This window comes from Sneathiella sp. (genome assembly GCF_036960985.1).
Lineage (GTDB): Bacteria > Pseudomonadota > Alphaproteobacteria > Sneathiellales > Sneathiellaceae > Sneathiella.
Genome location: NZ_JBALWD010000015.1, coordinates 44,074 through 67,536, shown reverse-complemented (window position 1 = coordinate 67,536; position 23,463 = coordinate 44,074). Strand labels below are relative to the sequence as shown.

Genomic DNA, 23,463 nt, shown 5'->3' with positions numbered 1-23,463 from the left:
CAGATGTTTACATTTTATATTGAAACCCGAGTAAAGAGAACCACGACTGCCAGAAAATGGATACCAGGTATTTTAGGTGCGGTTTTGTTCGGTGCAATGCTATCAACACAGATGGCGTCCGTCACATCCGCAGCTCAAGCCTCAAGGGTCAACTTATCCCTATCTGAAATCGGTCGTGGCGGTGAAAATACTTCTGTTGGCGTGCCTATCAATAAGTCGCGTATACTTAAAGTAGACGTGCCGTTTGCAGACCTTCTAGTCGGCAACCCTGAAATCGCTGATGTTCTACCACTTACGGACAAAACTGTTTACATTCTGGGTAAGTCCCTTGGAACAACAAGTTTGGCTGTCTATGGGAAAAAGAAACAGCTTCTTGGCATTGTTGATATCGAAGTGACGTTTGATACTGAAAGTCTAAAAGCCAAACTCAATCAACTGGTGCCTGACGAAGTCGTCGAAATTTACACGGCTAATGGGACGATTATTCTTAAAGGTGTGGTCTCAAACGCCGCGAAGCTTGATAAAATTCTTTCCATTGCCGAGAAATATGCGCCGGATAGTGTCACCAATCTTATTGGCGTTCAAGCATCACAACAGGTAATGCTGAAAGTGAAGTTTGCCGAAGTGTCTCGAAGCACTCTTAAAAATGTAAGTACAGGAGTAGGCTTCCTCTTCAACGGCGGAGACGCGGCGGGCGGTATTAGTGCCGGTGTCGGCGTCATTGATCAATTGCTAAACCCAGGCTTTCTATCAGGGGCTGTCGGCTTTTCGATTGGAGATACGTTACTCGACCTGTTTTTCGATGCCGGAGAAGAAAAAGGCGTCGTCAAAACATTGGCCGAACCAAATCTGATTGCTCTTTCCGGGGAAACGGCCGTTTTTCTTGCCGGTGGTGAATTTCCAATACCAGTCGCCCAGGACGGAGATGGTGCCGGTTCAGCAATTACCGTCGAGTATAAGGAATTCGGCGTAAAACTTGCATTTACACCAACTGTACTTGATGACGAGTTAATTAACCTCGTCGTCGCACCAGAAGTCAGTCAGCTCGCGCAAAACACGGTGCAGGTTAGCGGTTTTGAAATTCCGTCACTGACTGTTCGCCGGGCGAGTACTACTGTCGATCTACGGGCAGGCCAGTCTTTTGCCATTGCCGGCCTCTTGCAATCGAACTTCAAGGACACTGTCGATCAGATACCAGGTCTTGGAAATATTCCCATTTTGGGTGCCCTGGCTCGCAGTAGTGATTTTGCTCAAGAGGAATCCGAGTTGGTAATTATCATTACACCATATCTGGTCCAACCAGCCCTCGCCGGTTCACTAGCTGCACCAACGGACTATTTCGTTCCACCGTCGGATTTCGATATTTTCCTCAATGGTCAAACCGAAGCTGAAAGCTCCGGATTGAGGCCTGAACCAAGTAGTCGTCAAATCCTCTCCGATCGTGGAGATGGCGGCATTGAAGGTAAATTCGGCTACGTAATTAAGTAAGGATAGAGCAATGAAAACATTAATTATTTCCGCGATCGCTATTGTTTCTCTTGGCCTAACCGCATGCAGCAGCAACAAAGGCCCCTTGAACGAAGGATTTGGCGACGCCGTCAATCAAAACACAGCCGTTCATATCATACCGCCCAAATATGCGGCGGTGAAGGATATAGACATGAACGGAAACCGGGCCGGTCTGGCGATGGACCGATACAAAACGGGCAATGTAATACCCCCGTCAACAGAATCCACCAGTTCTATTGGTGAAGAATAGCTTCAATTCTAAATCTTCATATTGAGGAAACTTATCATGAATAAAGCAGGAAAATATAAATTGAATGCGTTAAAGACAATCGCTCGCGACTTTCGCCGTGATCAGTCTGGGGCCATCGCTGTTTATATTGGCCTGCTGTTACTGGTTCTTGCCGGTGTCGGAGCGTTGACACTTGACCTTGGTCGGCTGTTTGTAACGGGTACAGAAACCCAATCTTATGTTGATGCCGCGGCCTTGGCCGGAGCCTACCAATTGGATGGCCAGCCCGGATCTCGCGCCCGTGCGACAACGGCTATCAATGACAAGCTTTTCACAAATAGCCAAGCTTTGGGGGCCTTGAACGCTGGAACCGATAGCCATCCGGTTAACATCGATACCATCACATTTTATAGTAACCTGATCGGAAATGTCGTCGCAACGTCTGATGCAGATGCCAATTTTGTTCAGGTTTCGGCCAGCTCGACCGCAGTCGAAAACGCATTGATTGGGATTCTCGGCGGACCCGATACAAGTAAAGCCGTCCGGGCGGCAACAGCTGGAAACACCCAGGTGATTTGCGAAATTCCGCCTCTGATGATGTGCAACCCGGATGAAACAGCCAGCCACACAGCTTTTTCTGTTCCGGCGGGCTCACAATATATTGCCAAATATACAGGACCCGGCGCCGGCATGGCCCCAGGAACTTTTGGCTTGCTAGACAGTCCAACATGCGGGCAAGGATCGAAATGCATCGCCGAACTTCTGGGCCATAGACGCCCGGCCAGTGGATGTTATTCGGCAACGGTCGATATCCGTCCCGGTCAGGCCAATGGTGTTAGAAATGCGCTCAACACGCGTTTCGACATGTATGATAATCCATTTTTCGGTTCTAAGAAAAACGATCCTAATTATCACGCGGCCCTGAATGTGACAAAAGGTTGGAAAGATACTGGCGGGAATCCAAACTGTCCAAATCTTGAACCATGGAACCTGGCCGATCATGGTGCTCCGGAATTAACAAAATTCCCAAGAGATACCTGTTATAGCGACGCGTCCTGTGCACGCGTGGGTGATGGAATTTGGGATATTGGCAAATACTTTACCATAAACCATCCAGGCGTCACTCCACCGAACCCCAACATGTCCCGGTATGAGGTTTATCGGTGGGAGATCGATACTCCAAATAATATCCCCAATGCTACCGGCGTAGAAAACGGTAACCCCACATGCAATGTACCCGCCACTGATCCTAGAGATCGGCGGACTTTCGTGATGGCTGTCGTCAATTGTCTTGACCAAAATGTCGCGGGCAACACCGATGACGTCGAAGTCGTCACCTATATGGAGGTCTTTTTGACAGAGCCGGTAGATTTTCCATCCGGAACCGCAACATGCACAGGCGGCGGCGGGGAAACACCAACCGAATGTGAAAAAACCAAGAACCAGAAAATGGAGTTTGTTGTTGAGATGATCCGGGAGGTTTCTCCAGGTGCCCTTGATGGCGTGCTGCATGACCTGGTGCAGTTATACAGATGAGTACAGAATTACAATATAGCCTGAAAAGGCAAAGCCTCAGACTGATGCGCTCAACCTCCGGCGTCGCCGCTGTTGAACTGGCGCTATTGGCGCCCCTCCTCCTTATTCTGACTTTCGGAGCTATCGATGTTGTTCGAGCATTCAGAGACTATCAAGTTGTTACTAAATCCATTCGAGATAGCGGACGATTTCTCGCACGTGTCCCAATCGACTGCACATCAGTGGCGGGATCAAGAATAGCTGCTGCTGATCAGACAACCGCCCGACAACTTGCGATGACCGGAAAAATCGGACTTTCTCCGGCTGTCCCTGGTAATCGGTTAATTGATTATTGGTCGGCCAATAACACGGTCAGCATTGCCGTCAGCTGCTTATCAAATACCAATGCAGATAATTTATGTGGTGGCGCGGGGGAAGCCATTGCTTGTTATGGCGAAGCGCTACTTCCTGTTGTAACAATTTCGACTAATATTCCTTATGTGGGGTCTGGCATTTCTCTGCTGTCGATGACGAACATGCATTTAAAGGCAAGCCATAATCAGTTGGGAATTTCCGAATGATGAACCTATTTAACTCATTATCCAGGTTTGGGAAAAATACATGTGGAACTGTCGCACTAGAGTTCTCGTTGGTGATGCTGATATGCATTGCTTTGACACTCGGTGCATTGGACGGCGCTTTCGCCTATTTTCAATGGATTAAAACAGAAAAAGGCCTTCAGGAAGGCATACGCACTGCCGTCGTTTCTGACTACATATTGACGGACCTAGCGTCGTTTGATTGCTTTAATGCCTCAAGCGCAGATTATGGCCAATCCTGCGCCGGATCATCAGTGAAAATCCCAACGGCTAATTGCACATCAGATGGTTCTGCCGTTAGCTGCACCTGCGTCGCCTCATGCTCGGCGGCCATTAGCATGGGAAATGTAAGCCAAACCGCATTTGATGCGATTGTCACCCGGATACAGGTCTATAATCCTGATTTAACGGCCAACAATTTGACGATTTCCTATGCCGATGTCGGCCTCGGATTTGCTGGAAGGCCCAATGGCGCTGTCCCAGCCGTGACTCTCAGTATTCGCAATTTCCCATATGATTTTTATGTCTTAAATAATCTGTTCCAATTACCACAAATCAATATGCCCGCCATGAACACTACTTTGACGGGCGAAGATCAAGCCAGCGGTTAGGAGTACCTTAAAATGACGAAAAGATTCACATTCAGCACTTTGGTGAAATCCCACGATATCAATACGGATATTCTTCGTTTGTTAGAAGATACGCAAAGATTTCGCTGCCTCACGTCGGTCGGATCTATCGAAAATAATATGAATCCGCTTATGCAAAGCAACGAGCAGAGTATTATACTGGTCGAAATAGATTTTGACGATGACAATGAAATCGATGCCCTTGCTCAAGTGATTAAAAGCCGCGGTAATGGTGTATCTGTAATCGCTACTTCCAGCGATATTCGAATTGAGAATATCCGAAAGCTTATGCGCATCGGTGTGATTGATTTTCTTCCCCAGCCCATCACTCAGGAAGATCTGATAAATGTTCTGGATGAAGCGGTAACGCATCTTGATACAACGTCCACAACCCATAGTGGCCAAGGAAAAGTCTTCTCTTTTATGAAGGCCGGCGGCGGCTGCGGAGCGACTACGGTTGCCCTGCAGACAGCTTACAGCCTCATGGGAAACAAAAAGAACCGGGAAAAGAAATCTGTCTGCTATCTGGATTTCGATTTGCAATTTGGCAATGCTGCTTTGTTTCTCGACCTCGATCAGAAACATTCGGTTCAGGAAGTCATTGAAAATGCCGATCGAATGGACGGTGAATACCTAAAATCCGTAATGTCAAAGCATAGCTCGGGCCTTTATATTCTACCCGCACCAGAAGAAATTATCCCATTGGAGGCAATGACACCGCAGGTGGCGGAGCTAATCATCAATATCGCGGCAGAAGAATTTGATCATGTCGTAATTGACCTCCCGATGCCGTGGACAATGTGGACGAATATCGTTCTCTCTAACTCGGATTCTGTAAATCTGGTTATGCAACTCTCAGTAAAGGCTATCCGTCAATCCAAACGAATTCTCGATATGATGGTGAACCAAGGCCTTGATGACGAGGCTGTAAATATAATTGCGAACCGGCAGAAAAAAACACTAGGAACAAGAGGTTTTGTCAAAAAGGCGGAAGAAGCGCTTCACCATTCAATCGACCATTTTGTACCCAATGACTACAAAATTGTCAGCAAGTCTCAGGATCTCGGCGAACTAATTCCGATGGTGAAGAACCGCACTGTTATCGAGAAACAGATCGATAAATTGACGATATCCTGCCTCCACAATATTGATTTGCGATTAACACCACAATTAGGCCAATCTTGAAAGCGGGAGACCTGTAATGAAAGCATTTAATGAAAATTTCTCCTCGGCAACGGTGGCTACTTTAAGTTTTAAGCAGGCCCCCACCACAAACATTGAAAAAATTGGTCTGATTACAGCCACGCCCAAGCCCCCCGCTGGCGTAGCTGAAATCATTGGACGTAGTAGCTTTGGTAGCCGTTTCCTGGAAACCAAGGTTCACTTGCATCAACGACTTTTAGAAATCATGAACTTAAGTATCATTGACAAAATCCCTGAAGACCAATTCAAAAGGGATGCCGGAAAGCTTGTGCGCGGCCTGCTTGATGACGAGGAGATTGCCATCAGTGCCATTGAGCGAGAACAACTTGTTGAGGAAATACTCCATGAGGTCCTTGGTCTTGGTCCGCTTGAACCTCTTCTTCAAGATGACACCATTGCGGATATATTGGTCAATACCCATGAGAATGTATTCGTAGAACGGTATGGTCGGCTTGAACGAACACCTATACGTTTTAAAGACGAGCGACATCTTACACGGATTATTGAAAAAATTGTCATGGGGGTTGGACGTCGTGTCGATGAATCCTCACCCATGGTTGACGCCAGGCTTGCTGACGGTTCACGTGTGAATGCAATCATTCCGCCGCTTGCAGTAGACGGCCCATTGCTCTCCATCCGCAAGTTCTCACGGATTCCTCTCAGCATTGATAAGCTCATCGATATTGGCGCCATGACCCGTGAAATGGCCGAAGTAATCGAGGCCATCGTTAAGAGCAAAATGAACATCCTGATATCTGGCGGTACCGGTAGCGGAAAAACCACCATGTTAAATGCGATGTCGACTTATATTAACGACGATGAGCGAATTTTGACTATTGAAGACGCTGCAGAACTTCAGCTCCAACAATCTCATGTCGGGCGGCTTGAAACACGTCCCGCCAACATTGAGGGTAAAGGTGAAATCAAACAGCGAGAACTAGTGAAAAACGCTCTTCGCATGCGGCCGGATAGAATAATTGTTGGTGAGGTTCGTGGCAGCGAGGCCTTTGACATGTTGCAGGCAATGAATACCGGACATGAAGGTTCAATGACGACAATTCATGCCAACTCCCCTCGTGACGCCTTGTCGCGCTTGGAAAATATGGTCAGCATGGCTGAAATGAGTTTGCCGCTTCATGTCGTTCGTGCACAGGCCGCTTCAGCAATTGACGTCGTCTTGCAGCTTTCCCGTCTCAATGACGGCAGCCGTCGGATAATGAGCTTACAGGAAATCACCGGTATGGAAGGTGAAATCATTAGTATGCATGAAATTTTCAAGTTTGATCGTGTATCGACGGATGAAGATGGCAATATCCACGGCAACTATATCGCCACGGGTATCCGGCCCAAATTCTGCGAAAATCTTGAAGCGATGGGCGTGAGCCTTCCTGCATCTGTTTTTGCACCGAACAATCAGCTTGCGTAGGGGGATAACATGGATTCCAAATTCTTAATTTTGCTCGGAATGTTCGTCAGCACCCTACTGTTGATCCAAGGCGCCTACTATTATTATCTTTCAGTCAAAGGGATACCGGAAGAAAAAATAAATCGCCGATTGGTTATGCATTGCGGTAATTTTTCGAATGAGCAGGTCATGAGTATCCTTCGCCGGGAGCAGGACGGTCACATAGCTACCCGTTTCAAAAACCTTTTACCTAGGCTCGACAATCTTATTACTCAATCGGGATTGACTATATCGACATTTCAAATATCGATGATCATGCTCCTCCTCGGATTTGCTACTTTCATTATCTCCACTCTCCTGCTTGGAATCCATGGGCTTTCCAGCGTTGCAATCGGCGTTGTGGTCGGTGCCGCGATTCCGTTATTTTACTTGAAATTCAAAGCGCGTCTTAGAATGCGTCACTTTTCGCGGCAGCTGCCAGATGCACTTGATCTGATTGTCCGAAGTTTGAAAGCGGGTCATCCGATAAATGCGGCAATGAGTTTAGTTGCGAATGAAATGGCGGATCCCATTGGGAGCGAATTCGGCCTTGTTGTAGACGAGATGACATACGGGAATGACCTTCGTGAAGCGTTGACGAACTTAGCGGAACGCGTTCGTCATCCCGACATAAGATATATGGTGGTGACAATCGAGATCCAACACGCGACCGGCGGTAATCTGGCGGAAGTATTAGAAGGGCTCGCAGCAATTATGCGAGGCCGTGTTCGGATGTTCGCGCGCATACGTTCTTTATCTGCTGAAGGCCGGTTTTCGGCTTACATCGTCTCGGCGTTACCATTTATTGTTTTCCTAGGGCTATCAGTTCTGAGTCCGAAGTATTTCTTAGGTGTCAGTAATGACGATCTTTACTGGCCTATGCTCATCGGCGCTTTATGTCAGCTTATGATGGGTAATTACATCATGTTTAAATTGGTAAATTTCAAAGTTTAGGGGTTTTAAGATGCAAATCATCACTACGCTCAAAGAATTCCTCAGCTCCCAGACGGACATTATCTTGCTGATCTTGGTATTCATTTGCGTTTCGCTATTGATTTTGTCAATCGCTGGTTTTTTTACGCGTGCGGATCCAATAGACGGTCGCCTACGGGGAACTGCTAAACAGAATGCAGCGGACTTTCAAGGAACCTTCGGTCGCGGTAGAGGTGGCGAGAATGAATTGACGCAGCAGCTCCTGTTGGAACAAAAAGGTGGATTGCGTCTTGCTCTTTCAGATGCCGGATTTACCGCCGAATATGCACCCATTTACTACACAATATTTCAAATCGGATGCGCTTCAATTATGGCGCTTACGACTTATTTTGGAATAACAATGTTTTTCCCCGCAGTTGACATCAAAATGGTGCTCGCTGTGAGCGCAGGGAATGCACTTATCGGCTTCATGTTACCAAATTTCTTTCTCTCCCGCCGTAAAGCAAAGCGTATGTTGGAAGTCGAACATAGTTTTCCTGATGCTCTGGACATGCTTCTTGTCAGCATGGAGGCTGGTGCCAGTCTCGATGGTGCCCTCGAACGGGTTGGGCGCGAAATTGGCCGTGCTCACCCCTTATTATCACAACACTTATTGTCCATCGGCCATGAGCTCCGAGCCGGAACCAGTCGCGAAGCAGCATTTCGGCGGTTCGGAAAGCGCATACCTACTGACGACGTTCGGTCTTTCGTCGCTTTGTTCGTTCAAACGGATCGCCTCGGAACAAGTGTTGCAACGGCGCTTCGCGTCCATGCCGATGAAATGAGAACAAAACGAGTATTAAGGGCCGAGGAAAAAGCTCACCAACTGCCAGTTAAATTGGCAATTCCGTTGGTTTTGTTCATATTGCCGGCATTGATGCTAGTCATAATGACACCAGCTATTATCCGAATTGCCAATAGTATGCTTTTTTAAGATGGAGGACATAATGTCAAATTCTAAAACCCTTTCAAAGCTAGTGTTGGTTACGCTTGTTTTAGCCCTTGCAGGCTGCGGCGCACCTTCGACTGATTTAACCTTGACCTCTGAACAAGACATTCCGGTAACTGATCATTATAAGCGCGGAAAATACTATATTGAAAAAGGCTACAACGGGCTCGCTCTCAATCAGTTCAAACTTGCACTATTGGAAGACCCCGACAACATTGATAGCCTAAATGCTGTTGCCATAATTTATCAACGCCTTAATCGACCAGATTTGGCGGAGCAAGCTTTTAGTGACGCCATACTCCTGGATACAGATTCCGCACTTACACTGAATAATTTTGGCTATTTTCATTTGATGCAAGGGCGCCCAAAGCAGGCGATCACCTATTTTGAGACAGCGCGAAAAGTAAAAGAGTATGAAGATGTCGCGACATCCAACCTGGAACTAGCTACCCAAACCATACAACAAGAAGCTGCAGTTTCGAAGGCATCTATAGAGATCGTCGAGGATATTCTGGAGCCCGTGGAGACCATCGATAGGGTATCTTTGGAACGGATGTCCAACTCTGTTTACATGCTGAATACCAAACTGAATCCAACATATGAAAACGCTATTATTCGACTGAAGATAAATCCACTTCTTATTGTTCGAAATTCAACAGAAAATTAATTTCTTAGGCGCCGTAACTCAGAAAAGGTGATGTAAATGTTGTTAGAATTTTTTAAGATACGCGGCTTGATAACAGTATTCTTTCTTTCATCAAGTGCCCTTGCAGGTTGTACCGCTACAACAGCAGAAAAAGAAGTAGAACCTTCTGATACAGCGGTACAACTCCTAGATCCGGAGCAAGTAGAACAACAAGCAAAACAGGCACTGGAAAGTGCAAATATTGCGTTCCAAGCAAAATATTTTGCTGAAGCAGAAACTCTATTTCACAATGCATTGAAATTACAACCGGACAATGTCGAGGCCCGCTATGGCATCGGTGAGTTATATCTTGCGACGAACCGGGCAAGCCAGTCGATTTCAGTTTATAGTGGATTGTTTCTGGATGAGGGATTGTCAGCCCGGGCATGGCAAGGCAGCGGTTTAGCCTATCTCGCCGTCAGGGATCTTGCACAGGCACGGATTCAGTTAGCCAAAGCTATCGAGTTAGACGAGACACTATGGCGCGCCTGGAATGGCCTCGGAATAGTACATGACGCTCGTCACAAATTTGCGGACGCTGAAGTCGCTTACCAAAAAGCTATTTTACTCAATCCAAATTCAAGTGCCGTATATAATAATCTGGGAATGTCCTACATGGCCCAAAAACTCTATGCGAAAGCTGAAAAACAGTTTGTCAGGGCATTGAAAATTAACCCAGGACTAAAAATTGCGGAGACAAACTTGCGCTTTTCACTCGCCTGGCAGGGTGAATATCTAAATGCTCTATCTGGCATGAAGGAAAAACACTGGGCCGAGGCCTTAAATAATGTGGGTTATATTGCCCTACAACGCAAAGACCTCGTAAATGCTGAAGCATATTTCATTCGGGCAATTGAGTTGAGCCCAAGTTACCATAAGGCAGCGCACAAAAACCTGAGGATACTTCACGAGCAATATCCTGAGTACAAAAAGGGCACGGAAGGTGGCATTTTTGCTTCTGCTCAGACTAGCTAAACCTGGCCGCAGTTCTTTCTCAGGCCAATTCCTAAGCCTGAAAGGTTGGCCTCCTACATTGTCAAAACCGGAACGATAAATTGTGATGATCAGAATACATGTAATTGTTGCTATATTCTTCGCACTATCTGTCTCCTTGATTGCTTCAACGGCGAATTCGAAGACTAGTGGAAGAGATTTACAAAATAGGCAACATCGTTCCCTACTGGACATCTGGATGCCGTTAGCCGAACGCGGTGATCCAACGGCACAAAACAACGTTGGGGCAATCTACGATATAGGAAAAGACGTTCCGCAAGATTATCCAAAAGCGGTTAAATGGTACAGATTTGCGGCTCGACAAGGTTATCCAATCGCACAATATAACATTGGTCTGAAGTTTGACACAGGCCGCGGTGTTACGCGTAATTATAGGGTTGCCGCAAAATGGTACCGTCTTGCGGCTGAACAAGGCTTAGTAGACGCGCAATATAACCTCGCCACAATGTATGAGGCCGGACAAGGTGTTCGAAAAGACGAGAAAATGGCCCTTAATTGGTATCACCGCGCAGCAGCGCAGGGACTCGCAGAAGCGCAAAACAATCTTGGACATATATATGAGAATGGACATGAAGAAAACCGTGATCTTAAGGCAGCTTTTAAGTGGTATGAAATCTCTGCCTCACAGGGTCTGGGCATTGCACAGAACAATATGGGGCGCCTTTATTTGCACGGAAAAAGCCGCCCTCAAAATTATGCCACAGCTCTTACATGGTTTACGCGAGCGGCAACGGCGGGAAATACGGAAGCACAGTACAATTTAGGGTACATAAATGAAAACGGATACGGAGTTCCGTCAAGCCTTCAGAAAGCCATCGACTGGTACCGTCAATCAGCCGAAAACGGAAATGCGGGCGCTCAATATCAACTTGGCATTTTGCTTGATACAGAACGTTCCGAGCACAAAAATTATGCTGCGGCGATTAAATGGCTAACCCTTGCTGCAGAGCAGAGTCACGCGAACGCACAGTATAAATTAGGGCAGAAGTTTCATTTTGGACAAAATGTCGAAAAAAGTTATGAAACGGCCGCCAAATGGTATGAAAAAGCTGCAATATCCGGCGTTAGTAAAGCACAATTTAGTCTCGCTTCCTTATATCATGTTGGACAAGGAGTAACACAAGACCATGGCGCTTCGATTAGGTGGTTCACACGATCGGCAAGACAAGGGGATGTACTGGCTCAATACAATCTTGCTGTCATGTACGAAACAGAAAAACAGGACCAAAAATCCGCACTGCATTGGTATCACTTGGCAGCAGAGGCGGGAGTACCCGAAGCTCAGTTTCATCTGGGTTTGAAATATGACCGTGGCCAAGATGTTGTGCTAGATCATGATATGGCTCGAAAATGGTATTTATCAGCAGCGAATAATGATCATCCGGGAGCACAATTTAATCTGGCTTCAATGTATCATGCTGGTCGAGGTACTTCAGTCGATTATGAAACAGCCATTCACTGGTACAGTCAAGCGGCAGCGCATGGCCATGCCGCCGCTCAATATAATTTGGGAATAATGTATGATAGCGGTCTTGGCGTAGTGCAAGATTATAATATCGCCGCAAAATGGTATCGTTTAGCCGCGGATCAAGGTCTCCCCGAAGGTCAGTACAATCTTGCTTCTTTATATGACAGAAGCCAGATCGCACTTCAGAAAAATAATACGGCTATCAAATGGTACAAGATAGCTGCAGCGCAAAATTACGAGCCCGCTCAATATAATCTCGGACTAAAATATTACGAAGGTAAGGGTGTTACTCAGAATTTTTCAGCTGCGCATATGTGGTGGAGTTTCTCTGCCGCGTCTGGGAACAAAGATGGTGTCGCAAATTTAAAAGTTCTACAAGCGCAGATGACTGTCGCTCAATTTACAGACGCAAGACAAAGAACTAGGAATTGCGTACAAAGCAATTTCAAAAATTGTTAGAGAAAAAACTCACCAGCAACGCCCAGACATAATCTCGATATCCACTACGAAAGTACTTGTTTGAGCTATTCGCGAGGCCAATATTTGGCTTTCTCACGAATCTTAAATTATTCTCCAATCCTTTGCACATATATACCACGGAGCCGCCAGCACAGACTTCCGCACCATAGAATTATATCTTTATCTCATGAACTGAACCGTACTCCCTCGGTTTCATTAGAAGAGTAAAGGATGTAAAATGATTGGATTATCGACAGAAAAAATAGCTCACCAATTTAACAGTAAGCCATTGTTGTGAATGGTGACCCCGGCACGACTCGAACGTGCGACCTATTGATTAGAAGTCTCTTTCATAATGAACATCATGGTTTTCGACAGTCTACTCACGAACCACATTTTACATTACTTTTCATATGGTTAAAGAAATTGCCTTTACGAAACGAGCCGTACAACATACGCTATATTATCCGTTCAAGTGCTTACCTAATGCTTACCCGAAGATTTCCTGACTCTGAAACGGAGCTCATCGTCTTGAGGTTAGCAATTAGGCTGACAAGGAAATTACAGTGCCAAAACTAATAAAGAGATTTGTCGATTCAGCTCCCCTGCCGCAGCCCGGAGAAAAGGATATAATGCTCTGGGATGAAGAGATTAAGGGATTTGGCATTCGCATCAAGCCGACTGGTGTAAAAAGCTATCTGGTCCAATACCGAAACGACGGTCGCTCCCGACGCCTCACGCTTGGTAAACACGGAACCATTACCGCTGAGGAAGCCAGACAGCTAGCTAAAGAACACCTTGGCGACGTTGCCAAAGGCAACGATCCGGCAGAAGAGAAATTACAAAAACGAAAAGCCCCCACCTTTGCCCAATTGGCAGAGGACTACATGGAGCGTCACGCCAAACCCAATAAGCGCCCAGCGTCAATAAAAACGGATCAAGCGACAATCGACAAAATTCTTCTGCCAAAACTCGCCAACAGAAAGGTGCGAGAAATCAGACAGCGAGACATTGAACAGGTTATTCTCAGACTTCAGAAAACACCCTATCGCGCAAACCGCGTTCGCGCTTTGTTATCGAAGCTGTTCTCATTGGCGGAGAGCTGGGGATGGTGCGATAAAAACCCGGTCCGGGGTGTTCAAAAATTTCCCGAACACAAGCGTGACCGCTGGCTGTCAGAAGACGAATTGAAACGCCTTGCTTTAGTGCTGGAACATCATCCTAACAAACGCGCTGTAACAATCGTACGGCTCCTCATTTTGACAGGAGCAAGACGCGGAGAGCTTATGAAGGCAAAATGGGAAGATTTTGACCTACAACGCGGCGTCTGGTCAAAACCGGCCCATACCACCAAGCAGAAACGAACTGAACATGTTCCTCTTTCAGAGGATGCTTTAATAATACTGAAAGATTGGCTTAATGATGCTCCGTCCAAAATGAGCTACATCTTCCCCGGCGACACGTCCGACCAACCAATTACCGATATCAAACACTTCTGGGAAGGCGTCAGAGAAGCCGCAGACCTCGCCGACGTCCGAATCCACGACCTCCGCCATACGTTTGCCTCCCACCTTGTATCGAGCGGTGTAAGTTTACCTATTGTGGGACGTTTGTTAGGACATACGCAGCCGCAGACAACGCAACGCTATGCGCATCTGGCGGATGATCCGCTGAGGGAAGCCGCAAACATTATGAAAATCAAACTTGAATAGCCCCTAGAACTATAGATATTGTAATTCCTAAATGAAGAGGTAAGGAGGCACTTACACGAAATGCAGGACAGGGTCAAAAAACCATGCCCTCACAGACCATAAAATGCGCAACTTTTTTTATCTTATCTATTATTAAACCGTATCAACTAGGTATTCACATCTTGTATTTCTGACAATGGATCGACCGGAGAAAATCCCCTCGCCTTTGTATATTTCATATTACACAAGAAATTCTCCATAGCGTCAGAAGGATCTATGTTTTCGATATTCAACTGCTCTATTGTTCTTTTTACGACTAAAACTGAAAGTAGCGTCTGCTCTTCTAAATGGCCTGTTTTAGGATTTAATAGATTATCATTCGCATTGATCAGTACTTTCTCAATAGGTACTAGTGCAAATATTTCTAATGCAATTCGCAGAACACAGCTGCAAACATAATCTTGATAAAGCTCATTGAACTCGCCTTTCGGCATATTCTTTGTCGACAATGTACCGCTTTGACGGAGTGTATATTTCTCGTTTGGAATAACATCGTCACCATGAACATTAACGGTTGCGAAGAAATTACCATTATCCTCTAAGAATATCGAGATAGACGAACCTATGTCTCCAATTTTAGTAAAGGTATTTTTCTCTTTTAGAATCTTAAAATATGCCTTGTTTAGATCATCTGGGTTTCCATTCTCAATTAGATTACGAATTTCCCAATTACTATAATCTTCCTCATATTTCGATTTGAGCTCATCAAAAATTTTTTCGTCATGTTCTCTGGCTTCTGCAACTTTTCCTTGCAGTTTATTCTTTTTCCGCTCTGTTAATCCAAATAGTCGGTGAAATAAACTAGGTATAAAGCCATCGTGTTCTTGCTGTGCTCGCTTTTCATTCTTTTTCAGATTAGTTGGTTTCTCCGGCACACGAGGATCTTTGGTTCTCCAATTGTATGTATTTTGAGAAGAAACATGCCTATGAAGACCTGTTATCTGATTTAAATACTCCTCAAACGCCTTTACGCTTGCTGCATCGTTAGCAAGGGCTTGCAATTTCTGATTTTGCTTCCTTTTACGCTCCGCATTTCTATCGGCTCTATTTGCCGCGGCTTCCAACGAACGAATAGTCCCTTTCCAGCCCATCCCAATCTCCTAACGTGTTTACAACAGTAGTTATTTGCAGATTATGATAGTATGAAACAACTATAAATAGAAATAGAAAAATATCCTTTAATATTGCTTATCACTAGTTTTTCTTAAAAATGGAAAATCCACTTCATAGCTATCACAAACTCGACCATAAATGGTTTCATCGTCTTCAGTATGTGACGCAAGTGTAAGATAATAATATTTGCCCTTGTCCTTTTGAAAAACTATCCATTCTCCTGTCAAATTTTTTCTACTCGCCCTAGCTTCAAGTGCTTTCATTGTCATGCCATCCGCTAGACAACCAATGAATTGGTCGTCCACATACCCAGAAGTGTTTTCACGGAATGCTTTTTCTATTAACTGATCCAGTTTTCTGTTTCCATTGTTTTGCAAACCAAAGTGAATACCAATATTTTTAACAATGAAAGAAGCATCTGTGAAATGTTTCTTCATTAATCCTTTTAAGGGAGGATGTCTGAACATTAAGGCATTTTTTGTCTGAGTTGGTTGTCCTTTTTCCTCCATAAACCTAATCTCGCCCATCATTTGGTGGACATTTATTGTGCGTCCAGCCAACATTTGTAGAAACTGGACCATAAAAACCGTGCTAAATCTGGAAATATCTAATCCAGCAAAGCTCGGATCTTGTTGCACCAGTATTTCAATTTGCTGTCTATCCAAAGATTCGTGTGTCACCGTTACTCCAAAAAATTGGTTTAAAATTGGTAGTCTTAAATTTGCACGTTATTACCGTCAGGCTCGTTGATTTTCTTATGAACTGTTTGATCAATCTGATCACCTAAGCCTTTCCATGTTTCTTCCAAAGAAAGCCTCGTATTTTTAATTTCACTAATCCATGCAATCATATCAAGAAATAGACATTTTACAAAATAGTATAACAGGCTTTCGTTAAGGCCTATCTGACATGAGAACAAACTTAGTGGAAGAGAAGATTAGCTAGGCTTTGAAACCGTTCTTCCAATATTTTTGGATGACTTTCGCGAGGAAGTACAGCCTGATTGACACACCTTTCCATTTGTGGCTCCGCGATAAAGACCAAACGTTTCTGAGACCTTTCCATACTCTCAAAAAAGGTCGTTTCAGGATCGTGTAACCGGTTGGAGATAGTCTGCGCAATCTGATCCGGCAAGCCATTCAGGATTTCTTCCCTTTCCATCCCTTCGATCACTGCCAGTCCTGCGATCAGGCCCATCATTTGGCCTATGTAGATTTCCTTCTGCTGGCTTGCGATAACCTCTTTGATCTGACTGGGAAGCAGGCCCGACCGATATTCCGTCAGTTTTTTATTCAGGCATAGATGTACGGCATCCCATAAGGGATGTTGTTGCTGCCTTGAGACATTGGCATCTGTCTGGAATTCATTGTGATAACGGATTTTTGACGCTGCATGCGCAAAAACATCGCCTATGGAATTTTCAAGGTCTGTGAAAGTGCGTATGTTCCACTTTTCCTTCAGTTCCGCCTTTCCCGCTCGCAACTCGACACGCCACACATTCTGCGTTCTGTCTTTCGGATCAATGTCCCAAATCTTGAACCAGAAGAGCTTTCCAAGGTCCAGAGCCGCTTTTCGCTTGTCATAGACAATCACCTGCCGCCCTGGCATCTTGCCAATGGTGACGGATTCAATCCGCCCCCCCCTGAATACATAGGTGCCGTCATTGTTTCCCGTATCCTTTTCTACGTCTTCCAGTTTCAGGTACGGCGATATTTTGGAGCGGTGATGTGTCACGAATTGATCAATGGACACTGTGAAGGTTTCCGGCATCAGGAAGTCCATGGCGAAATCGACACGGCGCAGGCTTTCCTTGCCATAGATACAGCCCATATCCTTTAATCGTTGGTAAAGCCGTTCCTTGATTTCCCAATAGGGATAGGAGGCCAAGCTTTCCGCATAAACCTTGACGCCAATATTCCACTCGCTGGCATTGGCGTTATTCTTGAAGCTCCAGAGCTCGCCCAGTGGCCCTGTGCTGAAAGTATAGGCGTATCCGCCCTTCATACCGCTTTGACCGATATGGCCTTCTACTTGTCCCGGTCCGATTGTGATCAATTGGTTTTCGGTTTTATCTGTGGCGATCTTTTTCTCCTCTTCCATCTCGTCCAGTATTTCTCTCGGTAATGCGCCTTGAAACGATACTTCAAGGGTATCAAAGCCTGCATATAAATTTCGGATATTCATCGTTACGCTCCAGTACGCCAGGAATTTCTAGAGGGGGGTGTTACGAGGACCCCCCTTTTGGGTTTTCGGATGTTGATTTGAATGAGTTGATAGTTGGTGCGCTCCGCGCCGGAGAAGCTTTTAACGGTTTTGAAGAGGGAACCGGACAGTGAGGGACGCAGCAACCGCTGCAGCCCTCAAGCACCACACCATCCCGAAAAGCCTTAGCCCGCAAGATACGGAGACGGCTGCGAGGTACTCACCACTGTCCGCTCCTCTATCCATGTCAGCAGATCGCGGCGACGGTAACGAATGGAGCGGGCGGAGATGCGGACAAAGCGAGGTCCGCCTCCCCGCACCCGCCAGTTCTGCAATGCCCGGACCGAATAGCCGAGAAATTCCGCCGCCTGCTTCTCGTTGATTAAACCGTCATAATATTCGGCTGATTGTTCTTTGATAACTGTATGTGTCATAAGACCTCCATAAACGTTGAGTGTGTCAATGGAGGTAACTTGACGGAAACTATTGGCTATTAATAATGCTATAAATAGGTAGGGGATTTATAGTTTATAGACAGGCCGCTTTATACTGCCTGAACAATGAATTGATATGCTTCGCTATCGCTTTTGTGCCCAACCCCTTGTCGCTGTTCTCCTCATTGGGATAATTCTTTAAAACCCATTGACGGACGAGATCATGGCAAGCAGTAGCGGGCTTGGAAAAATCGATCAGGTCCTGATCAGCCAGTGTTTCGAATGCTTCAACGATATGGTCCTGTCGCGTTGGTCTACCCGCTAGTTTTGGAGCTTCTGAATTTACTTTGTTCAACCAGCCCACATACACGACACGCACCTTTTCCATTTTCAGACTATCGGATTTCAAAACATTGTCGGATGAAAAGGAAGAATAGACACCCCAGAGATCGTCGGGCACTTTTTGCGGTTCGTCGTCGGCACGCCTTGGAACTGAAAAGCCATAGCCAATCAATACACCCTTCCTAACGTTACGTAGGACAGCCGCTTTCAACTTCTTTCTCAGGTCATCGGCAATCTTGCGGGTCGGGTTTACCGGTGGCGCAACATCCTTTAAAATATCCCAGCCTTCCAGACCGATCTCTGCATTCTCTTTCATTCTTTCCAGAACACCTACAAATGAAGGGGCCGTATAATTCTGATTATACTTTTCTACCGTCTCCTTATCACCGAAGTGAGTATCGGCCTCGGCCAGATAAACGCCCGTTTTCCAGATTTCCCAATTATCCATTCCAACCAAGTCCTTACTAGAAATTTGAGCATTACAGAGAAAACGCACCGTAGCGGAAACGAGTAGAAAAATAAACTCATGGCGGGAACAGGCGTAGATATTCTCTTAGGGATAGATGTAGAAAGAAGCGTAAGGGGTTTGAGCCTATGAGCGGAAAGAAATATCTGAGTTGTCATTCCCTCTCCTACGTAACGATACGTTACGTAGGGAGTGCCTTTTCGTTGCGTAATATGTTTCGATACGATACGGCTGCGGAATTATATACAATGCTCAACGGTACCTTACTCATAAGGTCGGCTTAAGAGCGTGTCGCAGTCGTTAGATGACTCAGGCCTAAACTTCCGTGAAGTGCCAGAAGCGGACATCCATGCACCTTGCAGCGAAAGGCTAATTTGAGCCCTTTTAAGACCTACGACATAGCTTTGCGCAATGGTACTTCCGGCCAACAGCCGACTTTCGAGCCCGATATGTTTTACGCTTTGCATTTCTCCAAAGCTGACATTCGCGTAAAGACGCTTAATTTGATAAGTTGATAAGCAGCTATGCGGACTTAGCGACCGTTTGCTGAATAGATTGCAAATGTCGGAATCGGTGCCTATGTGGCATCCACACATGACCATTTAGACTACCTAATCAGGCGGAGTTTTCTTCAACTCGGATTCAGTTTTTTGTTCGGCTGGATGTTCGATTTCAAAGAAATCGAAGTTTTTATTCATTCCAAAAACCATAGCTAGACCACCAAAATTCATCAGGACAACAGAACCGATAAGAAGTAGCTTTGCATATTCATTCCAGTCAGTTTGATAAGCTTGCATTGAAGCAACCACGATCAGGACAATATGCACGATAGGTATAACCATCACAACAGTTAACAAGATGAGAGTGATCACCAGTGAAAATACCGTAAAGCCCCATCCATGCTTGAAAAAATCAATCCCCCAAATATTTAGCTTGGGACGGTACAATTTTAAAAAAAACTCGAAGTATTTTGAAGCCGCATTGTAGAAATCTGGATCAACCCGATCGTTATTCACAATCCGATTTCCGCATTGGTCTATTATCACTGAGTAACACTGTTTTGTTACAAAAGTCGAACACACGAAAAAGAATGTCATTGATGAATAAAAGAGCAATATTTCTTGTATTGCAGGGATTTTGGAAACTTGAACTTTAGCAAACGGTATTGTCCAATCTTGTCCATTCAAAACGAGAAACATAATGGTATTAACCATCAACAAGGCGCGTAAGGTTTTGTTTAGTTTCGCTTCAGCTTCTAAGTGTCGTTCTATGTACTTGTGATAAAACTCCTTGTTGAAAGCCTGATTATCATCGAGGTTTAATTCCCTGTCAAAGGACAAGGACAACCGAACCAATGGTGCAAGCCGTACCCTATTTCTTTTAATTTCACCTTCACCCAATGAATTCTCCAGTTCTGGGAAAGATATAGCATCTCCTATTTTGGCGCAGGTTGCAATGCTCTGATGCCGTGTTCAAGTGCCGAATAGGCTGGGTGCGGAATCGTAACCCAATTTTACTAAAGTAGACATTTTCTGATTTTGGGACCACTTGCACTATGGACCCGAAGCAGTAGTTAGTGATATTCCCAGTCTTATCATTCTGAATGTCTGCTTTGACTTGTTTTACTGAGGGCGAGCTTTAAGAGACCGATGCCCGCTTTCCGCCCAGTTCAGCAATTGGCCGATATTTGAGTTTGGTCACTTTGTCCGCATTGCTGTCGTTCGTGAAATCAATTGCGGAGGTCTCCTTTGGGTCAAACTGAGAAGTATTGACGGCCAATAATTTGAGTCCGTTTTGCCCCTCATAGCGGACTTTGAAAACGGATTTTCAGATTTCTCAGAAATAACTTCTGCTTTCCGCGCAGTTACGGACATAAACTCGCAAACCTGAAAAGGTCTGAAAAGTGCCAATAGGCGACGTTCAGTGGGCTGGTATCTAGCTCAGTTCATTATGCGGGTAACGGGACTGGAGCAAACGGAAAAGTCCAAGCGTCATGGCAGCGACGACTAACAATGTCGTAATTAGATATATTGGCGCGACGGGATCGCGGACCGCATCGCTGACGTAACCACCCATCATCGGTCCTAGCGCCAAACCGCCATAGAGCCACATATAGAATACCCCCATGCCAGTACTTCGCACTTCGGCTCGAAGCACTTCAGAGGTTAGAGCGACAATGGGCCCCGCCGACAAACTGCTGACGAACGTCATTGCAGCTAATAGGATCGCCAACGAGAATGTGGAATGAGAAAACGGTATCACCAACAGTATGCTAACCGCCCAGAATAGGAGTGAGGAGATAATGAATAAATTCACCCGCCTGATTTTGTCAGCAACAATTCCCCCAAATGGGACGCCAAAGATTGACGCCCATACGCCGATCCCCATCAACGATGCGGCGCCAACGGCACTGTGTCCTTCACTTATTAGATAAAGGGGGACAAAGCTGACGGTGATCATGAAGGCTGCGTTGTAAAGGGCCCAAATCAGACCGGCGACGCTAACCAAGGCCACTTCGGCGAAATTTAGCCTTGGCGCGGGCCCGCCCTGACTACTAGAAACGGGTGCTCGTCTGTAAGAAACAAGAAAAACGAGGAGAGCCACAAAGCTGAACATTGCTGCTGAATGAAGACCCAATGGCCAACCATCGGGTGTTGCCAAATGGCCCAATGAAACCAACGCCAGGGCAATGCCAACCGGAAAGCCTGAGAGGAATATAGCCATAGCTGTGTTGATTTCTTTTCCAGCGAACCAATCGATGACGATCTTGCTCATTGCGACATTGATGCCAATCGCGCCAAAACCGGAAATCAACCGGCCAATCCAAAGTGTTGAATAGTCTTCAGCCATGCCACACAGAAACCCTCCAAATGCCATCGCCAGGAGGCAACCAATTAGAAAGCGGCGTTCTCCAATTTTTTGACTGATCATGCCGCCAGGTAAGGCAAGCAGAAGACCCGGCAACATAAACAAACCGACAAGTGTTCCCATTTCTATAAGATCGAGGGCCAGCCCTTGCATGAGACCGGGCGCTAAGACGCTAACGGTCTGAAGTTGAAATCCAAAGGCCAATCTGGCGACAACCAAACCCAGAAGCACAATCCATCTTCTAGGTATAGAACTCCCCATTCCCGGCCTCCCCCAATATGCCTCGTAAGTTTCTTTGATGGTAATAATACTTATTCTACGCCAACAAGCAATCTCCGGTGTTAATCGGATTTGGGTCTGCGAAAGCTTTTTAACAACGTCTGCTTTGGGTCAATAGCAGGCAACTTTTGTGCACATCCGGCATGTCTGCTACCCCTTCAGAAGCAGATCTTGAAAGACACCACTGACCAGGTCAGTTAAGTGCCAGAAGCAGAAGTCTTGGGTCGTTTGGAAAGTACGATGACTTTACCGTTACAGATAAAGAAGTATAGTTCACTTACAAACGGATATAATGACCCATAAGTGATAAGAATATGAAGATCTTATTTATTGGCGGAACAGGGCTTATTGGTCCCCATGCGATACAGGAAATTTATTCAGATCTTCCGGATTCTGAAATAAATACTGTAACCAGAAACGGTCGAAGCTACTTTACTGAACGTGCTTTCAAAGCGGATAGAAACGACAGCGCTGAATTGGAACGCATAATAGAGGAAGTGTCGCCGGACTACCTTATTGATATGATCCCGTTTACTACACAGGATGCAAGTAACACATCATCGCTAGTTCAACGAATAAATCCAAGTATGCCCGTGATCGTTATATCCAGCATTGATGTCTATTCCGCTTACGCAAAAATTCACAGGACAGAAGATGTTGAGTATCAGCAATGCCCCATTGCCGAGGATATGGCGCTGCGTACAGCATTAGGAATTGAGGGTCAAAAATATGACAAACTGAATGTAGAAAGGACTTATCTGAATGTACTTTCAAACGTCACAATTTTAAGACTTCCGGCAATCTATGGCTGGCCGGATAAAAGAAGGACCAGCAATTACCTTGATGCAATGCTGGATGGCCACAATGAAATAGAGATTCCAAGGCAAAAGGCTGATTGGAAATTTTCCCGCTGTTTGCACAAAAATGCAGCCTACGCGATCTTTAAAGTTATCGAGGCTAATCAGAAAGGCCATCACTATTATAATGTTGCGGAAGAAAGGCCCTATTCTGACCTTGAATGGTGTAAAAAAATAGCAGTACTTTGCGGCTGGAAAGGCCAAATAATTGTCTCTGATAGCCCAACAGAAGAATTTGATTTCAAGCAGGATTTTTATGTCTCAACCCATAAGATCAGAGACGAAATCGGCTTTATCGACAAATATTCACCTGATGACGGGCTTGCAGAATGTATCAAACATTATGCTTATGACCGCTTAAAAATTCCCTATAAGCAGACTTATTAAGATGATGATGCAACTGATCAGGCGGCAAGTTTAATCCTCCATGTTTATTCTGCAACGTTGTTTTCTGCTGATACGAATGTCTGCTTTGG

The 23,463-nt window shown here is 45.5% G+C and carries 21 protein-coding genes; 14 read left to right on the top strand and 7 right to left on the bottom strand.

The features are described 5' to 3' along the window. Positions 1 to 3: 3 nt before the first annotated feature. The 13 genes from V7723_RS10800 to V7723_RS10740 all read left to right on the top strand — a co-directional run bounded on the left by V7723_RS10800 (position 4) and on the right by V7723_RS10740 (position 14,387). Positions 4 to 1,488, top strand: a complete 1,485-nt coding sequence (locus V7723_RS10800; RefSeq protein ID WP_335684477.1) for a type II and III secretion system protein family protein — start codon at positions 4 to 6, stop codon at positions 1,486 to 1,488. A gap of 10 nt (positions 1,489 to 1,498) precedes the next feature. Further along, positions 1,499 to 1,759 carry a hypothetical protein gene (locus tag V7723_RS10795; protein ID WP_335684476.1) on the top strand — a complete coding sequence of 87 codons (261 nt, stop codon included), beginning with the start codon at positions 1,499 to 1,501 and terminating at the stop codon, positions 1,757 to 1,759. A 36-nt stretch (positions 1,760 to 1,795) separates the two neighbouring features. Continuing rightward, positions 1,796 to 3,274 (top strand): pilus assembly protein TadG-related protein, encoded by a 1,479-nt coding sequence (locus V7723_RS10790; RefSeq protein WP_335684475.1) that lies wholly within the window; start codon positions 1,796 to 1,798, stop codon positions 3,272 to 3,274. Continuing rightward, a complete protein-coding gene (locus V7723_RS10785) occupies positions 3,271 to 3,834 on the top strand; it encodes a TadE/TadG family type IV pilus assembly protein (RefSeq protein WP_335684474.1) in 564 nt (187 codons plus the stop codon). The genes V7723_RS10790 and V7723_RS10785 overlap by 4 nt, the downstream gene beginning before the upstream one ends. After that, positions 3,831 to 4,463: a TadE/TadG family type IV pilus assembly protein gene (locus tag V7723_RS10780; protein ID WP_335684473.1), complete on the top strand. Its 633-nt coding sequence runs from the start codon at positions 3,831 to 3,833 to the stop codon at positions 4,461 to 4,463. The genes V7723_RS10785 and V7723_RS10780 overlap by 4 nt, the downstream gene beginning before the upstream one ends. 12 nt (positions 4,464 to 4,475) lie before the next feature. Beyond that, positions 4,476 to 5,666, top strand: a complete 1,191-nt coding sequence (locus V7723_RS10775; RefSeq protein ID WP_335684472.1) for an AAA family ATPase — start codon at positions 4,476 to 4,478, stop codon at positions 5,664 to 5,666. A 16-nt stretch (positions 5,667 to 5,682) separates the two neighbouring features. Beyond that, positions 5,683 to 7,110: a CpaF family protein gene (locus tag V7723_RS10770; protein WP_335684471.1), complete on the top strand. Its 1,428-nt coding sequence runs from the start codon at positions 5,683 to 5,685 to the stop codon at positions 7,108 to 7,110. A gap of 9 nt (positions 7,111 to 7,119) precedes the next feature. After that, positions 7,120 to 8,082 (top strand): type II secretion system F family protein, encoded by a 963-nt coding sequence (locus V7723_RS10765; RefSeq protein ID WP_335684470.1) that lies wholly within the window; start codon positions 7,120 to 7,122, stop codon positions 8,080 to 8,082. 10 nt (positions 8,083 to 8,092) lie between these two features. Further along, the gene (locus tag V7723_RS10760) at positions 8,093 to 9,034 is read left to right on the top strand and encodes a type II secretion system F family protein (RefSeq protein ID WP_335684469.1); all 942 of its coding nucleotides are present in this window, start codon (positions 8,093 to 8,095) and stop codon (positions 9,032 to 9,034) included. Between the two features lie 13 nt (positions 9,035 to 9,047). After that, positions 9,048 to 9,716 (top strand): hypothetical protein, encoded by a 669-nt coding sequence (locus tag V7723_RS10755; RefSeq protein ID WP_335684468.1) that lies wholly within the window; start codon positions 9,048 to 9,050, stop codon positions 9,714 to 9,716. A gap of 36 nt (positions 9,717 to 9,752) precedes the next feature. After that, complete coding sequence (locus tag V7723_RS10750; protein ID WP_335684467.1) at positions 9,753 to 10,709, top strand: tetratricopeptide repeat protein; 957 nt, start codon at positions 9,753 to 9,755, stop codon at positions 10,707 to 10,709. An 85-nt stretch (positions 10,710 to 10,794) separates the two neighbouring features. Further along, positions 10,795 to 12,675 carry an SEL1-like repeat protein gene (locus V7723_RS10745; protein WP_335684466.1) on the top strand — a complete coding sequence of 627 codons (1,881 nt, stop codon included), beginning with the start codon at positions 10,795 to 10,797 and terminating at the stop codon, positions 12,673 to 12,675. 566 nt (positions 12,676 to 13,241) lie between these two features. Further along, positions 13,242 to 14,387, top strand: coding sequence for a tyrosine-type recombinase/integrase (locus V7723_RS10740; protein WP_335684465.1), 1,146 nt, complete (start codon positions 13,242 to 13,244; stop codon positions 14,385 to 14,387). Between the two features lie 146 nt (positions 14,388 to 14,533). Here the strand turns inward: V7723_RS10740 and V7723_RS10735 are convergent, their stop codons facing one another. The 7 genes from V7723_RS10735 to V7723_RS10705 form a co-directional block, all read right to left on the bottom strand. Further along, entirely contained in the window at positions 14,534 to 15,517 is a 984-nt protein-coding gene (locus V7723_RS10735; protein ID WP_335684464.1) for a hypothetical protein, read from the bottom strand. An 87-nt stretch (positions 15,518 to 15,604) separates the two neighbouring features. Beyond that, positions 15,605 to 16,219, bottom strand: coding sequence for a hypothetical protein (locus V7723_RS10730; RefSeq protein WP_335684463.1), 615 nt, complete (start codon positions 16,217 to 16,219; stop codon positions 15,605 to 15,607). Positions 16,220 to 16,460: 241 nt separating this feature from the next. Beyond that, positions 16,461 to 17,723 (bottom strand): hypothetical protein, encoded by a 1,263-nt coding sequence (locus V7723_RS10725; protein ID WP_335684462.1) that lies wholly within the window; start codon positions 17,721 to 17,723, stop codon positions 16,461 to 16,463. A gap of 203 nt (positions 17,724 to 17,926) precedes the next feature. After that, the gene (locus tag V7723_RS10720; protein WP_335684461.1) at positions 17,927 to 18,175 is read right to left on the bottom strand and encodes a helix-turn-helix transcriptional regulator; all 249 of its coding nucleotides are present in this window, start codon (positions 18,173 to 18,175) and stop codon (positions 17,927 to 17,929) included. 94 nt (positions 18,176 to 18,269) lie between these two features. Beyond that, on the bottom strand, positions 18,270 to 18,965 hold the full coding sequence (locus tag V7723_RS10715; protein ID WP_335684460.1) for a hypothetical protein: 696 nt from the start codon (positions 18,963 to 18,965) through the stop codon (positions 18,270 to 18,272). A 629-nt stretch (positions 18,966 to 19,594) separates the two neighbouring features. Then, positions 19,595 to 20,383, bottom strand: coding sequence for a hypothetical protein (locus V7723_RS10710; RefSeq protein ID WP_335684459.1), 789 nt, complete (start codon positions 20,381 to 20,383; stop codon positions 19,595 to 19,597). A 535-nt stretch (positions 20,384 to 20,918) separates the two neighbouring features. Further along, positions 20,919 to 22,112, bottom strand: coding sequence for an MFS transporter (locus tag V7723_RS10705; protein ID WP_335684458.1), 1,194 nt, complete (start codon positions 22,110 to 22,112; stop codon positions 20,919 to 20,921). Between the two features lie 332 nt (positions 22,113 to 22,444). On the opposite strand from V7723_RS10705, the gene V7723_RS10700 reads away from it, so the two are divergent. Then, complete coding sequence (locus V7723_RS10700; protein ID WP_335684457.1) at positions 22,445 to 23,374, top strand: NAD-dependent epimerase/dehydratase family protein; 930 nt, start codon at positions 22,445 to 22,447, stop codon at positions 23,372 to 23,374. Positions 23,375 to 23,463: the final 89 nt, after the last annotated feature.

Excerpts from the sequence above, each read along its gene's own strand:
- V7723_RS10715 (WP_335684460.1), bottom strand. The coding sequence starts at position 18,965 with ATGGATAATTGGGAAATCTGGAAAACGGGCGTTTATCTGGCCGAGGCC.
- V7723_RS10725 (WP_335684462.1), bottom strand. The coding sequence starts at position 17,723 with ATGAATATCCGAAATTTATATGCAGGCTTTGATACCCTTGAAGTATCG.
- V7723_RS10760 (WP_335684469.1), top strand. The coding sequence starts at position 8,093 with ATGCAAATCATCACTACGCTCAAAGAATTCCTCAGCTCCCAGACGGAC.
- V7723_RS10770 (WP_335684471.1), top strand. The coding sequence starts at position 5,683 with ATGAAAGCATTTAATGAAAATTTCTCCTCGGCAACGGTGGCTACTTTA.
- V7723_RS10755 (WP_335684468.1), top strand. The coding sequence starts at position 9,048 with ATGTCAAATTCTAAAACCCTTTCAAAGCTAGTGTTGGTTACGCTTGTT.
- V7723_RS10750 (WP_335684467.1), top strand. The coding sequence starts at position 9,753 with ATGTTGTTAGAATTTTTTAAGATACGCGGCTTGATAACAGTATTCTTT.
- V7723_RS10780 (WP_335684473.1), top strand. The coding sequence starts at position 3,831 with ATGATGAACCTATTTAACTCATTATCCAGGTTTGGGAAAAATACATGT.
- V7723_RS10745 (WP_335684466.1), top strand. The coding sequence starts at position 10,795 with ATGATCAGAATACATGTAATTGTTGCTATATTCTTCGCACTATCTGTC.
- V7723_RS10720 (WP_335684461.1), bottom strand. The coding sequence starts at position 18,175 with ATGACACATACAGTTATCAAAGAACAATCAGCCGAATATTATGACGGT.
- V7723_RS10700 (WP_335684457.1), top strand. The coding sequence starts at position 22,445 with ATGAAGATCTTATTTATTGGCGGAACAGGGCTTATTGGTCCCCATGCG.
- V7723_RS10785 (WP_335684474.1), top strand. The coding sequence starts at position 3,271 with ATGAGTACAGAATTACAATATAGCCTGAAAAGGCAAAGCCTCAGACTG.
- V7723_RS10765 (WP_335684470.1), top strand. The coding sequence starts at position 7,120 with ATGGATTCCAAATTCTTAATTTTGCTCGGAATGTTCGTCAGCACCCTA.
- V7723_RS10790 (WP_335684475.1), top strand. The coding sequence starts at position 1,796 with ATGAATAAAGCAGGAAAATATAAATTGAATGCGTTAAAGACAATCGCT.
- V7723_RS10705 (WP_335684458.1), bottom strand. The coding sequence starts at position 22,112 with ATGGGGAGTTCTATACCTAGAAGATGGATTGTGCTTCTGGGTTTGGTT.
- V7723_RS10775 (WP_335684472.1), top strand. The coding sequence starts at position 4,476 with ATGACGAAAAGATTCACATTCAGCACTTTGGTGAAATCCCACGATATC.
- V7723_RS10795 (WP_335684476.1), top strand. The coding sequence starts at position 1,499 with ATGAAAACATTAATTATTTCCGCGATCGCTATTGTTTCTCTTGGCCTA.
- V7723_RS10735 (WP_335684464.1), bottom strand. The coding sequence starts at position 15,517 with ATGGGCTGGAAAGGGACTATTCGTTCGTTGGAAGCCGCGGCAAATAGA.
- V7723_RS10800 (WP_335684477.1), top strand. The coding sequence starts at position 4 with ATGTTTACATTTTATATTGAAACCCGAGTAAAGAGAACCACGACTGCC.